Origin of the sequence: Vibrio sinaloensis DSM 21326, from assembly GCF_000189275.1 — a bacterium.
Taxonomy (GTDB): domain Bacteria; phylum Pseudomonadota; class Gammaproteobacteria; order Enterobacterales; family Vibrionaceae; genus Vibrio; species Vibrio sinaloensis.
The window spans coordinates 1-13857 of record NZ_AEVT01000053.1; the positions used below are offsets into that span (position 1 = coordinate 1).

The 13857-nt window shown below is 46.4% G+C and carries 11 protein-coding genes and 1 tRNA gene; 5 read left to right on the forward strand and 7 right to left on the reverse strand.

Going from position 1 to position 13857, the window contains the following annotated elements:
- Positions 1–63: 63 nt before the first annotated feature.
- Positions 64–154: transfer RNA gene (locus tag RH45_RS07275), tRNA-Ser, on the forward strand.
- Positions 155–301: 147 nt separating this feature from the next.
- Here RH45_RS07275 and add read toward each other — a convergent pair.
- The 6 genes from add to glnA all read right to left on the reverse strand — a co-directional run bounded on the left by add (position 302) and on the right by glnA (position 8813).
- Positions 302–1306 carry an adenosine deaminase gene (gene add, locus RH45_RS07280; RefSeq protein WP_008075612.1) on the reverse strand — a complete coding sequence of 335 codons (1005 nt, stop codon included), beginning with the start codon at positions 1304–1306 and terminating at the stop codon, positions 302–304.
- A 99-nt stretch (positions 1307–1405) separates the two neighbouring features.
- Positions 1406–3946, reverse strand: coding sequence for a phosphodiesterase GepA (gene gepA / locus RH45_RS07285; protein WP_008075613.1), 2541 nt, complete (start codon positions 3944–3946; stop codon positions 1406–1408).
- A 160-nt stretch (positions 3947–4106) separates the two neighbouring features.
- Complete coding sequence (glnG, locus tag RH45_RS07290) at positions 4107–5510, reverse strand: nitrogen regulation protein NR(I) (RefSeq protein WP_008075614.1); 1404 nt, start codon at positions 5508–5510, stop codon at positions 4107–4109.
- Between the two features lie 39 nt (positions 5511–5549).
- Positions 5550–6596, reverse strand: a complete 1047-nt coding sequence (gene glnL, locus RH45_RS07295) for a nitrogen regulation protein NR(II) (protein ID WP_008075615.1) — start codon at positions 6594–6596, stop codon at positions 5550–5552.
- Positions 6597–6703: 107 nt separating this feature from the next.
- The gene (locus tag RH45_RS07300; RefSeq protein ID WP_008075616.1) at positions 6704–7267 is read right to left on the reverse strand and encodes a DUF4124 domain-containing protein; all 564 of its coding nucleotides are present in this window, start codon (positions 7265–7267) and stop codon (positions 6704–6706) included.
- A 136-nt stretch (positions 7268–7403) separates the two neighbouring features.
- Positions 7404–8813 (reverse strand): glutamate--ammonia ligase, encoded by a 1410-nt coding sequence (glnA, locus tag RH45_RS07305; protein WP_008075617.1) that lies wholly within the window; start codon positions 8811–8813, stop codon positions 7404–7406.
- Between the two features lie 482 nt (positions 8814–9295).
- Here glnA and typA point away from each other — a divergent pair, with 482 nt between their 5' ends.
- Both typA and RH45_RS07315 read left to right on the forward strand, forming a co-directional pair.
- On the forward strand, positions 9296–11125 hold the full coding sequence (gene typA, locus RH45_RS07310; RefSeq protein WP_008075618.1) for a translational GTPase TypA: 1830 nt from the start codon (positions 9296–9298) through the stop codon (positions 11123–11125).
- 75 nt (positions 11126–11200) lie between these two features.
- Entirely contained in the window at positions 11201–11752 is a 552-nt protein-coding gene (locus tag RH45_RS07315) for an AAA family ATPase (RefSeq protein ID WP_008075621.1), read from the forward strand.
- Positions 11753–11789: 37 nt separating this feature from the next.
- Here RH45_RS07315 and RH45_RS07320 read toward each other — a convergent pair whose 3' ends face one another.
- Positions 11790–12431: a DUF2959 domain-containing protein gene (locus RH45_RS07320; protein ID WP_008075623.1), complete on the reverse strand. Its 642-nt coding sequence runs from the start codon at positions 12429–12431 to the stop codon at positions 11790–11792.
- 35 nt (positions 12432–12466) lie between these two features.
- Here RH45_RS07320 and RH45_RS07325 point away from each other — a divergent pair, with 35 nt between their 5' ends.
- A complete protein-coding gene (locus RH45_RS07325) occupies positions 12467–13414 on the forward strand; it encodes a virulence factor BrkB family protein (protein ID WP_409350862.1) in 948 nt (315 codons plus the stop codon).
- Positions 13386–13820 (forward strand): D-aminoacyl-tRNA deacylase, encoded by a 435-nt coding sequence (gene dtd / locus RH45_RS07330; RefSeq protein ID WP_008075627.1) that lies wholly within the window; start codon positions 13386–13388, stop codon positions 13818–13820. The genes RH45_RS07325 and dtd overlap by 29 nt, the downstream gene beginning before the upstream one ends.
- Positions 13821–13857: the final 37 nt, after the last annotated feature.

Genomic DNA, 13857 nt, shown 5'->3' on the forward strand with positions numbered 1-13857 from the left:
ACTGTTACTCGTATATACGCGTAACCACATCATCAGTGTACTAATCTGACGATGACAATTTGTGGAGAGATGGCTGAGTGGTTGAAAGCACCGGTCTTGAAAACCGGCATACGTTAATAGCGTATCTAGGGTTCAAATCCCTATCTCTCCGCCACATTAAGAAGCCTCGCTAGAAATAGCGAGGCTTTTTTCATTCAAGCCCACAGCATTCGCAGTGGGCTTAATTGTATCTGGTGTAGCATTTTCACCAACGAAAAAAGCCAACACGCTAGTGTCGGCTCTATTCCGTTTAATCCAGCTTTTATTTACGTGTTGCCACTCGATCACGAAGCGATTGTTTCTCGGCTTCTGAAAGAAAAGCGACGTCGAGACCATTCACCTGAGCTTGACGGATTTGCTCCTGAGACAAACCCGCTTCAGGTGCGGCAACCTGGTACTCATATGGCAGTTCAATGCCTTCTACCGCAGGATCATCGGTATTTAGACAAGCCAATACACCGTGTTCTAGGAAATGCTTAATTGGATGGCTCGCTAGCGATTCTACCGTGCTAGTTTGGACGTTAGATGTTAGGCAAGATTCGATACCGATACGATGCTCAACTAGGTAATCCATCAACTTTGGATCATGGATTGCTTTTACACCATGTCCAATTCGAGTTGCTCCAAGCTCTTGAATTGCCTGCCACATACTTTCAGAACCAGCCGCTTCACCAGCGTGCACAGTTACGTTTAGTCCGGCATCTTTCACCTGAGAAAAATGTTTAACAAAACGCTCCCCTGGCTGGCCAAGCTCATCTCCCGCTAGGTCAACAGCAATGATGTGGTCTCGTTGAGTTAGGATGGCATCAAGTTCTTGTTGGCATGCATCAGTACCAAAAGTACGGCTCATGATTCCGATAAGGTTAGTCTTGATACCAAAATCACGTACGCCAGCATGTACCCCATCGACAATGGCTTCTACTACTCCCTCAATTGGTAATTTGTGTTTCATCGCCATGTAGTAAGGTGAAAAACGCAATTCGGCATAATCGATTTGAGCATGAAGAGCATCTTCAACATTTTCATAAGCGACTCGACGGCAAGCGTCCAAATCTCCTAGCACTGAAACTCCCCAGTCAAGTTTGGATAAGAAGGCAACAAGGGATGGCTCCGCTTCAACGATCTGAACATGTGGAGTCAAACCCTCTATATCGTATGCTGGCAGTGCGATACCAAATTTTTGGCCGAGGTCTAAAATGGTTTGCGTGCGAATATTGCCATCAAGGTGGCGATGCAAGTCAGTTACAGGAAGCGATTTGGTGATCATAATACTTGTTCCAACGAATTAGATTGGCAGTAAGTATATGAAGCATAAATATTAGTGTCAGGCGATCCAGCTCAGAAAAGCGACAATTCCTTGCCGTGGCTAACTCATGCTTACTAAATCTGTTGGCCAGTCAGCAAAAGGGACGGGCCTGCTGTAAAGGAAGCCTTGTGCTTGAGGGCAGTTAAGCTGAGACAGCATGTGAGCCTGCTCCGTCGTTTCGACGCCTTCTGCAACGATGTCGACTTTCATCGTTCGAGTCATATTGATCACGGCAGCAACGATGGATGTGTCTAAATTATCTGGGCTGAGTTTGTTGACGAAGGTTCTGTCTATCTTCAAACAGTCAAACGGTAGTTTATGTAAATAGGCTAAAGAGCTGTAACCCGTACCAAAATCGTCGATCGCAATCTGCACGCCTAAGGTTCGAATTGCTTGCATATTCTGAATGGTCACAGGGTCGTTATCAACAATACGTGATTCGGTGATTTCTAAAGTTAGATTACTTGCAGGCAGGCCTGATTGTTTCAGTATCTGCTGTAACGTGGTCGTGAAGTCTGGCTGTGAAAGCTGGTTAACCGATAAGTTAACATGCATGTGAAAGCTTGCGTCCCACTTGCCCTGCTGTATCCCTTGAACGGTATCGTTGCAGGCTTGGATTAAGATCTGCTCACCTACCGCGCCAATAAGGCCACTCTCTTCCGCGATTGGAATAAACTCCAATGGTGAGACTAGCCCTGAGCTTGGGGACAACCAACGAGCTAAAGCTTCTGCGCCAAGGACTTTTCCTGTGTTGATGTCAACAATTGGTTGATAGAAAGGCACGAACTCGCGATTCTCTAAGCCTTCCTTAATCTTTGCCAGCATCTGAGTGCGCTTACGAGAAATATCTGCCATTTCCGGGCTGTAGTAGCTAATCCGAGTCGATTCTAGTTTAGCGTTGCTGAGAGCAATGCTGCCGTTGCGCAGCCACAAGGTCATGTTTTGGCTTGGACCTCCTTCGACAATCCCTACAGAAATACTGACAACGATGCTCTCATGCTCCATGATGAAAGGTGAAGCAAAGACTTGCAGGATTCGGTTGGAAGTGAGGGCGTTCTGCTCACTAGTTTGTGGCTGTGGGATGTAGATAGCAAACTCGTCACCACCAATACGAGCGAGAAGGCATTCCTCTGGAAAGACGGTTTTCAATCGCTCAGAGATAATAACCAACAGTTGATCGCCTTTGTAGTGGCCTAAACTGTCGTTGATGTCACGAAACTTGTTGATTCCCACTAGCATTAGTGTGCCGTCAAGCTTGGACAAAGTATCGCAGGTATCAATCAAGCCTTCTCTGCTGTAGAGCTTGGTAAGAGAGTCGTAAAGTAACTGGGTACGTAATGCGCGAAATGAGGCTTTGAGATTATTCGCCATTTCGTTAAATGCGTAAACCAGCATGCTGGTCTCGTAAATATTGCCCGGTTTAGGCATATGGCTGTCCCAGTCACCTTTCGCTAAGTGCTTAGCCGCATCGGCAGTTGATGTGATGGGTGCGACGACTCGATTAAAGGCCACTAAACCAAGCGCAATACCGATAAAGCTTGCGACGACACCAATAATCCAACTGTGACGCTGACTCTCCGGCAGTTTGCCGAGTAAATCAGATTCTGAGATAGCGACCCCAATTTGCCAGTCGAGGCCGTATTGATCGGTAAAGGGAGTTAGGTGGCTGAAATAGCGTTCACCATTCACATCCAATGCGAAGCGCTGCGTTTCTTCTTGATGAAAATGGCTATGGCCATCGGCGAACTCAGCACTGGCTTTTACTACAGGGTTGGCGCTTTCCGTAGCGAGTAGCCTTAAGCCTTTCTTGCTCAGTGGCGTACCCCAAGATACGACACTGCCTCCGGTGGAGTGAGCTACGAGTCTTTTCTTGTCATCGACAATAAATATGATCGCGTTGGTATGCTGTTGCTGCTTTTTCAGAAAGGTATTGAAGGTGTCAATTTTGACATCCGTTACGACAACACCTTCAAACTTAGCTTGGTCATACACTGGCGTGAGTGCGGATAAGGTGATCTCTTGTCGCTCATCAGCATTGGCATAGATAGAGGACCAGAGTGGTTTTCTCTGCTCGGCAACCGGTGCGTACCAAGGACGTATACGTGGGTCATAACCGTTGATGATTGAGCGGACATCTTCACTGAGAGTCTGACCTCGGTAAATAATGAGCCGCCCTTCTGTGCGTTGATCTTGGATCATTAAGGTATACCCTTGATTGGCCTCTTTACGAAAACCAATGTATTCGGCACCTTCACCACCAAAGCCGATCACATCTAAGTGGGGTATTGAGTTATACAGATCGCGGAAGCTAGAAAGGAAAAACTGCTCAATACTGCTAGTATCTCCGGGCGTATAGAGTTTATTAAAACCAATACTATGGCTTAGCGCTAAACTCGCCTCAAAAGGCTTGCTTAGAAACTTATCCAGCTCCAGTGTGACATTATCTGTCAGTGAAGAGAGCTGTTTGTCACTGATGTCGACGACCATTTCTTCGTAGCTTTTCTTTTGCACAGCAATGATCACCCCGATAGTAATAATGAATATCATCACAAATGGGAGAACAACAGCGGTACGTAGCGTTATCTGTGTGGTTGTCGACATGCTTTCTAATCTGTAAAAACGATATACTGTATATTATACTCTTTAAGCTCAACCAGCGAGCCATTTGTGGTCAATAATTAGCTTGGCTGTGCTTCTTTATTGAACTTGTTGTCTACTAATGCTGCGCGTCTGATCGAAAGTGGATTAAGTATACCGTGACTTAGTACAGTTCTTTAAGTTTGCGTGTCAGAGTATTTCGACCCCATCCCAATACTTTAGCTGCATCCTGCTTATGACCATTGGTATGTTCGAGCGCTACTTCCAAAAGTATACGTTCAAATTCAGGAAGTGCGTAAGAAAGTAGCTCAGTATCTCCTTGTGAAAGAGACTGTTTTGCCCAAGAAGCCAGTTGTTGCTGCCATGATTCTCCGTTTGAAAAACTTTGATTTGTTTTTTCTTCTAGCAGCTCTGCTGGAAGATCGTTGGGCAGTATTTCACTGCCACTGGCCATAACGGTAAGCCAACGACAGATGTTTTCTAACTGACGCACGTTGCCTGGCCACTCTAGATTGTTTAGCCGTTCAATTGTTCTTGGGTGAAGTGTTTTAACATCCACTCCGAGCTCTTCAGATGCGAGCGTTAGGAAATGTAAGGTCAGTTTTTCAATATCTTGCTTCCGTTCTCTTAGTGCCGGGATCTGGATGCGGATTACATTCAGGCGGTGGAATAAGTCTTCGCGGAAATCGCCTTGGTGAACTAACTTTTCTAGGTTTTGGTGTGTGGCTGCCACAATACGCACGTCAACTTTGATCGGAGAGTGTCCACCAACTCGATAGAACTGGCCATCCGCGAGTACGCGCAGAAGGCGGGTTTGAATATCGAGTGGCATGTCGCCAATTTCGTCTAAGAACAGGGTGCCGCCGTTGGCTTGTTCAAAGCGTCCTTGGCGGACGGTGTTGGCCCCGGTAAATGCCCCTTTCTCATGACCAAATAGCTCAGACTCAATCAAATCTTTTGGTATTGCGGCCATGTTCAGAGCGATAAATGGTTTCGCCGCGCGAGGGCTGTGGCGATGTAGGGCGTGAGCCACCAATTCTTTACCTGTGCCAGATTCACCGTTGATCAGTACCGAAATTGAGGAGCGAGAAAGGCGGCCAATCGCGCGAAACACTTCTTGCATTGCGGGTGCTTCCCCGATGATTTCAGGCGCGTTGTAGTCATTGGTATTGGCGTTAGCTTGCTCGCGACGCTGTTCTTGGCTGTGAGTAATGGCACGTTCAACTAACGTCAATGTTTCATCAACATCAAATGGTTTAGGTAAGTATTCAAACGCCCCTTTTTGGTAGGCATTAACGGCGGCATCCAAATCGGAATGGGCCGTCATAATGATAACGGGTAAATCGGGTGAGCGTTCATTCACTTGACGCAGCAGTTCAATACCGTCAATGCCAGGCATACGAATGTCGGATACCAGTACATCAGGGCTTTCTCGCTCTAATGCGAGTAGAACACTTTCTGCGTCTGAAAATGTGTCACATTTTATGTTCGCGGAAGAGAGGGTCTTTTCCATAACCCAGCGGATGGAGCTGTCATCGTCTACCACCCATACGTATCCTTTACTCATAGTGTTTTTTCCTCACAGCAATGCAACTAACGTTTCAATCTAAATCGGCAAATAAATGGTGAATATGGTTCGCCCTGGCCAGCTTTCGACATCAATTTTTCCTTGATGCTGGTCTATCAGGTTTTGCGAGATGGATAACCCTAGCCCTGTACCACCTTCACGGCCACTGACCATAGGGTAGAACAGGGTGTCTTGAAGATCGGCGGGGATACCGGGACCATTGTCGATAATTTCGACTCTGGCAGCCAACTTGCAGCGTTGACCGTGAATATTGGCTTGATGCACCGTTCTGGTGCGAATGGTGATCTTGCCATTATTCTGCTGTTGAAGGATCTGTCCCGCGTTACTGACAATGTTGAGCAACGCTTGCTCAATTTGATCCGCATCCATGAGAAACTCAGGCAGGCTGGGATCATAATCTCGTTCAATCACAACACGCTGACCGATCTCTAGTTCCACCAGTTGGCGAACCTTTTCCAGTATCAAGTGCAGGTTTTCGTGCTGTTTCTTACCAGGTTTTTGAGGCCCCAGTAGGCGGTCAACCAAGCTTCTCAAACGATCGGCTTGCTCAATGATGATTTGAGTATATTCAGTCAGTGATTGGTCGGGCAGCATTCTCTCAAGCAGTTGAGCAGCACCTCGTAAACCTCCCAGCGGGTTTTTTATCTCATGCGCGAGCCCACGAACAAGGAGCTTAGCCGCTTGTTGCTGAGCGTGTTGGTTAAGTTCTTGGGATAGGCGGCGTTGCTGGCCTATTTTGCGCATTTCTACCAGCAGCATTAGCTCGCGTTTCCATGAAATCGGGCTAACCGTGACCTCGAGCATCAGAGGTTTTCCGTCGACCACAAATGTGACGTCACTATCAGTAATACTTTGGCCACTTTGCAGTGGTTGAGAAAGCAAAGCTAAATCCATTGATGCGTGCTGAATCAGATTTGATAAAGGCTGATCCACAATACGTTTCGCGCTTTGTGAGAAAAGCTGCTCAGCGGAAGGATTGGCGTATTTTACCTTTAGTGCTTCGTTCATCACCAAGGTCGCGGTGACTTGGTGGTTTAAAATGATGCTGTCGAGATCGCTACTCACAAAATACCCTCATCCTTGATCTTAAAATGTGCAACGCACCATTATGGTGCATTAACAATTTCAAGTATGGCGCAATATCTGCTTCAGCTGAAGGAAAAATGGTGAAATCAGTTCGGTTTGACTGGTGAAACGACCTTTTTCTTGCTGGCGCGCAGTAAATGCACCGTTATAGAACTAGATGATGCAATTAGCTTGCCGTCTCTATGGGCTTGAATCTTAAACTGATGTGTTCCGCGATCTAGGTTACGTAGTTCCCACAATGGTTGGCTAGTTGGCGCACCATAGGCGGAGTTATTCATGATCAATTGCAATGACTCTTGAATATGAAGCTTGCGGTTTAGCTCAGCTTGAATGGTGAGCATACCTGCATTGCTGCGTATTGCTTGTTCATGCGCCGGTGAGAGGATTTCGAGACTTAAGGGGATAGGGGGGCGCTTTTTCTCTACAGGGCTCGCGGGTTTGGGTTGTTTCGGTGTCAGTTTTTCAAATTCTGGTGCAGGGGCTGGTTGCTCGATAGCTGGCATATCTATTCTTTTTGCCTGACCACTGCCAGGGCTATCACTGAAATGCAGCACGCCGTTTTTATCTGTCCACGTATACACTGTTTGGGCGCTAGCAAGGGTAGGCAGCACCGTAATTAATAGAGATACCAGAACTTTAGAGCGTTGCATCATCTTCTCCGAGCCAGTCGAAAGGGGAAAGTAAGATACTAAACCTGCTGCGGATAAGGGAAAATACGAAAAAGGCCCGCCTGCGAGGCGAGCCTTAAATTTATGTAATGTAACTACTTTCGCTACATAAGTTTGATTATACAGAGTAGTACAATTCGAACTCTAGTGGGTGAGTAGTCATGTTTACTTTCTCTACGTCTTGAGACTTAAGGTCGATGTAAGAATCGATAAAGTCATCAGAGAATACACCACCTGACGTTAGGAACTCACGGTCTGCATCTAGGCACTCTAGTGCTTCTTTTAGTGAGTAAGCCACTGTCGGGATCTCTGCTGCTTCTTCAGCTGGTAGATCGTAAAGGTCTTTGTCCATTGCTTCGCCTGGGTGGATCTTGTTCTTGATGCCGTCAAGACCAGCCATTAGCATTGCTGCGAAACATAGGTATGGGTTCGCTGATGGGTCACCGAAACGTAGCTCGATACGACGTGCTTTAGGGCTTGGTACCACTGGGATACGGATAGAAGCAGAACGGTTACGTGCAGAGTAAGCAAGCATAACTGGAGCTTCGAAGCCTGGTACAAGACGCTTGTACGAGTTTGTTGATGCGTTAGCAAATGCGTTGATTGCTTTAGCGTGCTTGATAACACCACCGATGTAGTGAAGAGCCATCTCAGATAGGCCGCCGTACTTATCACCAGCGAATAGGTTAACACCGTCTTTCGCTAGAGATTGGTGAACGTGCATGCCGCTACCGTTGTCACCAACAAGTGGCTTAGGCATGAATGTCGCTGTTTTACCGAATGCGTGAGCAACGTTGTGAACAACATACTTGTAAACCTGAATTTCATCAGCTTTAGCAGTTAGAGTGTTGAAGCGAGTTGCGATCTCGTTCTGACCCGCAGTTGCTACTTCGTGGTGGTGCGCTTCTACAACTTGGCCCATCTCTTCTAGGATTAGACACATTGCGCTACGGATGTCTTGAGAAGAATCCACTGGAGCTACTGGGAAGTAACCACCTTTAACGCCTGGACGGTGACCTTTGTTACCGCCTTCGATGTCAGAACCTGTGTTCCAAGCAGCTTCGATGTCGTCAATCTTGAAGAAAGAACCAGACATGTCAGTTGCGAATTTAACATCGTCAAATAGGAAGAACTCTGGCTCTGGACCAACAAGTACAGTATCTGCGATACCTGTTGAGCGTAGGTAATCTTCAGCGCGTTTCGCGATAGAGCGTGGGTCACGGTCGTAGCCTTGCATTGTTGCAGGCTCAAGAATGTCACAACGGATGTTTAGCGTTGCATCTTCTGTGAATGGGTCAAGAACGGCAGACGCTGCATCTGGCATCATCACCATGTCAGATTCGTTGATGCCTTTCCAGCCAGCAACAGATGAACCATCGAACATTTTACCTTCTTCAAAGAAGTCTGCGTCCACTTGGTGAGCAGGGATAGAGACGTGCTGCTCTTTACCTTTTGTATCTGTAAAACGTAGGTCAACAAACTTAACTTCGTTTTCTTGGATCAGCGATAGTACGTTTTCTACTGACATCTTGGATAACCTCCAGTGTTATTAAAGCGGTAATGGCTTGATTCAATAAATAATTGGAATCCAGCATTGATTAATTTCTTTGCAATCGTATTAATCGATGCTGATTTATCTAAAGCTAAAACCGTGCCAAAAAAATTAATCCATTAATTTCAATAAATTAGCGGGCTAGGTGTAAAGCTGGTGCAAAATATTGCACCAAAATGATCTTTGTGTGCACTATGTTGGTGCATTTGCATTGTTATGCACCAATAGTAAACAAATCGATATCCATTCAGCCCAGTTTTACCACTATTGTCAATCAGGTTTTCTTCTTACTCGGAGAGAGCTTGCGTTTCATCAACAAAATATCTGCGTAAAAGGGGCGAATCAGATCACATATTTCTGGGTTTTTCGCTAGAATCTGGTACATTATGGCCGTTTTTTTAATCAAATAAGTTTGCTGATAATTTCAGCAGGCTTCTTATATCGAGTGAATCAAATCCATGGCTACTCCACAGATTGATAATTTAAGAAATATCGCGATCATCGCGCACGTTGACCACGGTAAAACTACACTGGTTGATAAACTATTACAGCAATCAGGTACTTTAGAGTCTCGCGGCGAAGCGGAAGAGCGCGTCATGGACTCGAATGACATCGAAAAAGAGCGTGGCATTACCATTCTTGCTAAAAACACAGCAATTAACTGGAATGACTACCGCATCAACATCGTAGATACTCCGGGACACGCGGACTTCGGTGGTGAAGTAGAACGTATCATGTCGATGGTAGACTCAGTTCTACTTATCGTTGACGCTGTTGACGGTCCAATGCCGCAAACTCGCTTTGTAACTCAAAAAGCCTTTGCTCACGGTCTTAAGCCAATCGTTGTAATCAACAAGATTGACCGTCCAGGTGCACGTCCGGATTGGGTTATGGACCAAGTCTTCGATCTATTCGACAACCTAGGTGCAACTGACGAACAGCTAGATTTTAAAGTGGTTTACGCTTCTGCACTTAACGGCTGGGCTTCGCTAGAAGAAGGCGAAACTGGCGAAGATATGGAACCACTATTCCAAACGATCGTTGAAGAAGTTGCGGCTCCAGAAGTTGACCTTGAAGGTCCGCTACAAATGCAAGTTTCTCAGCTTGATTACAGCTCTTACGTTGGTGTTATCGGTGTTGCTCGTGTTACTCGTGGTAGCGTGAAACCTAACCAACAAGTAACGGTTATCGGTGCTGATGGTAAAACTCGCAACGGTAAAGTCGGTACAGTCATGGGCTACCTAGGCTTAGACCGTCATGAAGTTGAGCAAGCTAATGCGGGTGATATCATTGCGATTACCGGTCTTGGTGAACTAAAAATCTCTGACACCATCTGTGCACAAAACGCGGTAGAGGCTCTACCTGCACTGTCTGTAGACGAGCCAACAGTAACCATGACGTTCCAAGTAAATACGTCTCCTTTCGCGGGTAAAGAAGGTAAGTTCGTTACTTCACGTAACATCCTTGAGCGTCTTGAGAAGGAATTGGTACACAACGTAGCACTGCGCGTTGAGCAAACTGACGATCCAGACAAATTCCGCGTATCAGGCCGTGGTGAGCTTCACCTATCTATCCTGATTGAAAACATGCGTCGTGAAGGCTTCGAGCTAGCTGTATCTCGTCCAGAAGTTATCATCAAAGAAGAAGATGGTCAGCTAATGGAACCGTTCGAGACAGTAACGATCGACGTGATGGAAGAGCACCAAGGCGGCATCATGGAGAACATCGGCCTACGTAAAGGTGAGCTGACTGATATGTCTCCAGATGGTAAAGGCCGTGTACGTATGGACTTCATCATGCCTTCTCGTGGTTTGATTGGTTTCCAAACTGAATTCATGACACTAACGTCTGGCTCTGGTCTTCTTTACCACACATTCGATCACTACGGTCCACACAAAGGTGGTGAGATCGGTCAGCGTATCAACGGTGTTCTAATCTCTAACGGTATGGGTAAAGCGCTAACTAACGCACTATTCAACCTACAAGAGCGTGGCCGTATGTTCATCGGTCACGGTGTTGAAGTTTACGAAGGTATGGTTGTAGGTATCCACAGCCGCGACAACGACCTAACCGTAAACGTACTGAAAGGTAAGCAGCTGACCAACGTTCGTGCTTCTGGTACAGATGACGCTCAGGTTCTTACTCCGCCAATCGTGATGACTCTTGAACAAGCACTAGAATTCATTGATGACGATGAGCTTGTAGAAGTAACACCAGAGAGCATCCGCATTCGTAAGAAGTTCCTAACGGAAAGCGATCGTAAGCGTGCTTCTCGTTCAGCAAAATAATCTGCTGTAACGGATTCGATTAAGAACAGGCCCCGAGTTATGCTCGGGGCTTTTTGTATCTAAAGGAATGACATAATGGAGCCAATCATCATTACAGGTGGCCCGGGGGCAGGCAAAACCACCTTGCTGAATGCGCTTGGAGAGTTAGGCTATGCCACATTTTCGGAAGGCTCTCGCACCTTGATTGAACAACAGAGTCAGTTGGATAACGGTATCTTGCCCTGGACGAACTTGCCTGAGTTCGCCAGGTTATGCCTTGAACTAATGAGCAAGCAGAAGCGAGAGGCACAAGGCCATAAGGTCGCGTTCGTTGACCGCGCTATCCCAGACATTGTGGCATATCTACAAGTGGGTGATTGCCCTGTTGAGCAAGCGTTCCTGAACGCGAGTGCTGGGTACCAGAGTCAGGTGCTGACTTGTCGACCTGAACAATCAATTTATGTTCAAGACGAAGTGCGTCCACACAGTTTTGAAGAGGCGTTGAGTATCCATCAAGTACTCGTTAGCACCTATGCCGCGCTAGGTTATCAAGTGGTTGAAGTACCTTGGGGGAGTGTTGCAGAGCGGGTGGCTTTTGTTCAGCAAGTAATGGGATTAGTCGCCGAGGTTGATGGCTTGCAAGATTGATAGTAAAACCTCCTCACGAGGAGGAGGTTTTATGGAGTTACTTTTGGTTTAGCTGCTGGAGGAACTTGTCCGATTCAGCAATCGCCGCATTCATTTGTGTAATCGCGAACTGAATGTCTTTCTCTAAGCTAGAGAATTCGCCTTGCAATGAGCCGATCGCGTTGGCGTTTAAGTTGTGCTTCAGATAAAGCGTGTTGTCGCGCAGCGTATTCAGTACCGGCGTCATCTTCTCTTCAGCACGCGTCATCGCGTTAAGCATTGTTTTATAGGATGCTTTGGTGTCGCGCAGTTTTTGCTCACTAGAGCGACGTAACTTGGCGCTAGAATACAGCTCTAACTCGTCTTGCCATTCCTCAAACAAAGCCTCTGAGACATCTTCAATGGCCGCAATTCGAGCGCGAACATCTTCGGCGGCTTTTTCACTGTCTTGGTATTTGTCGTTGATTTGGTTGTAAACTGTCTCTAGCTCGCCACCATCAAAATTAGTCAGCGCAGACAAGGCTTCAAGTGCACTGGTAAACTCTTGTTGCGCGTCTTGTTGTGACTCTTTGGCTTCTTCAACGCGATCCACCATAATGTCACGTTTATGGTAGCCTACCTGTTCCATTGCTGAATAATAGGCAGACTGACAACCTGTCAGTGTGAAAATGGATAATACCAAGGCCAGTAAGTACGGCATGATTGTGTCCCTTTCTTAAAAATTACGGTGTTAGGATGACCGAGACGGTTAGGAGTTACAAGTTGAAATTTGAGCGAATCTTTAAGCAAAGTCTGATTTTTGGGCGATATCTGTTAACTCGGATGGGCCACGACCGAGTGAACGTCAATGCAGGCTATTTGGCTTACATCACCTTGCTGTCGATTGTGCCGATGTTAACCGTATTGCTGTCGGTACTTTCTTCTTTTTCAATCTTTGCCGATGCTGGGGACGCCATTCAAGATTTTGTCATTACCCATTTTGTTCCTGCTGCGGGTGATGCTGTTAAAGGAGCGTTGCTCGAATTTGTTTCCAATACTGGCAAGATGAGTGCAGTGGGCGGTGCTTTCTTGTTTGTTGCTGCGTTAATGCTGATCTCCAATATCGATAAGAACCTCAACTATATTTGGCGGGTGAAGAATAAACGTAGAGCGGTGTTCTCATTCTCGATGTATTGGATGGTACTAACACTTGGCCCGATACTCGTCGGCGCCAGTATTGCCGCGACGTCTTATGTTACTTCGTTGCGTATTCTAGAAAGCGATGCTATTTCGGGTGTCTACAACTTGTTGCTGCGTTGGTTACCCTTCCTGCTCTCATTCTTTGCTTTTGTTGGCTTATATCTATTGGTGCCGAACAAAAAAGTGTATTTGTCTCATGCAGTGGTGGGAGCGATTGTCGCGGCGATTCTGTTTGAGGCGAGTAAGAAAGGCTTTGCTGCCTACATCACGCAGTTCCCTTCTTATCAACTGATTTATGGCGCATTAGCCGCCATACCTATCTTATTCGTTTGGGTCTATTTATGTTGGTTGATCGTGTTGGTGGGCGCAGAAGTTACCGCCGCGCTTGGTGAAAGAGAGCACTGGAGTGGCTGCAAAGAAATGGTACACTCGTCTGAAAAGTTAATCGAAGCAACGTCTATAAAAGGAAACAACAGTGATAGCACTGATCCAGAGAGTGAGTGAAGCCGCAGTACGAGTTGACGGCGAAGTAGTTGGTCAAATCGACAAGGGCCTACTGGTGTTATTAGGTGTTGAGAAAGATGATGACGAGGCGAAAGCCAAACGTTTGATGGAACGAGTGACTACCTATCGTGTATTTGGTGATGACGAAGATAAAATGAACCTTAACGTTAAACAGGTTGATGGTAAGGTTCTTGTCGTGTCGCAATTCACATTGCCTGCCGATACTAAAAAGGGCACGCGTGCCGGGTTCTCTCGTGGTGCTCACCCGGCTGATGCCGAGCGGTTATACAATTATTTCTCTGATCGTTGTGCTGAAGTACTGCCAACAGAGCGTGGCCAGTTTGCTGCGGATATGAAAGTGTCTCTGGTCAACGATGGGCCAGTAACATTTTGGCTGCAAGTATAATTATAAGCTAGGGAGGAAGAGTAAAACGCTCTTCATT

What these genes read in the sequence shown, in the direction of transcription:
- add (WP_008075612.1), bottom strand. Translation starts at nt 1,306, where the DNA reads ATGATCACCAAATCGCTTCCTGTAACTGACTTGCATCGCCACCTTGAT.
- gepA (WP_008075613.1), bottom strand. Translation starts at nt 3,946, where the DNA reads ATGTCGACAACCACACAGATAACGCTACGTACCGCTGTTGTTCTCCCA.
- glnG (WP_008075614.1), bottom strand. Translation starts at nt 5,510, where the DNA reads ATGAGTAAAGGATACGTATGGGTGGTAGACGATGACAGCTCCATCCGC.
- RH45_RS07300 (WP_008075616.1), bottom strand. Translation starts at nt 7,267, where the DNA reads ATGCAACGCTCTAAAGTTCTGGTATCTCTATTAATTACGGTGCTGCCT.
- glnA (WP_008075617.1), bottom strand. Translation starts at nt 8,813, where the DNA reads ATGTCAGTAGAAAACGTACTATCGCTGATCCAAGAAAACGAAGTTAAG.
- typA (WP_008075618.1), top strand. Translation starts at nt 9,296, where the DNA reads ATGGCTACTCCACAGATTGATAATTTAAGAAATATCGCGATCATCGCG.
- RH45_RS07315 (WP_008075621.1), top strand. Translation starts at nt 11,201, where the DNA reads ATGGAGCCAATCATCATTACAGGTGGCCCGGGGGCAGGCAAAACCACC.
- RH45_RS07320 (WP_008075623.1), bottom strand. Translation starts at nt 12,431, where the DNA reads ATGCCGTACTTACTGGCCTTGGTATTATCCATTTTCACACTGACAGGT.
- RH45_RS07325 (WP_409350862.1), top strand. Translation starts at nt 12,467, where the DNA reads ATGACCGAGACGGTTAGGAGTTACAAGTTGAAATTTGAGCGAATCTTT.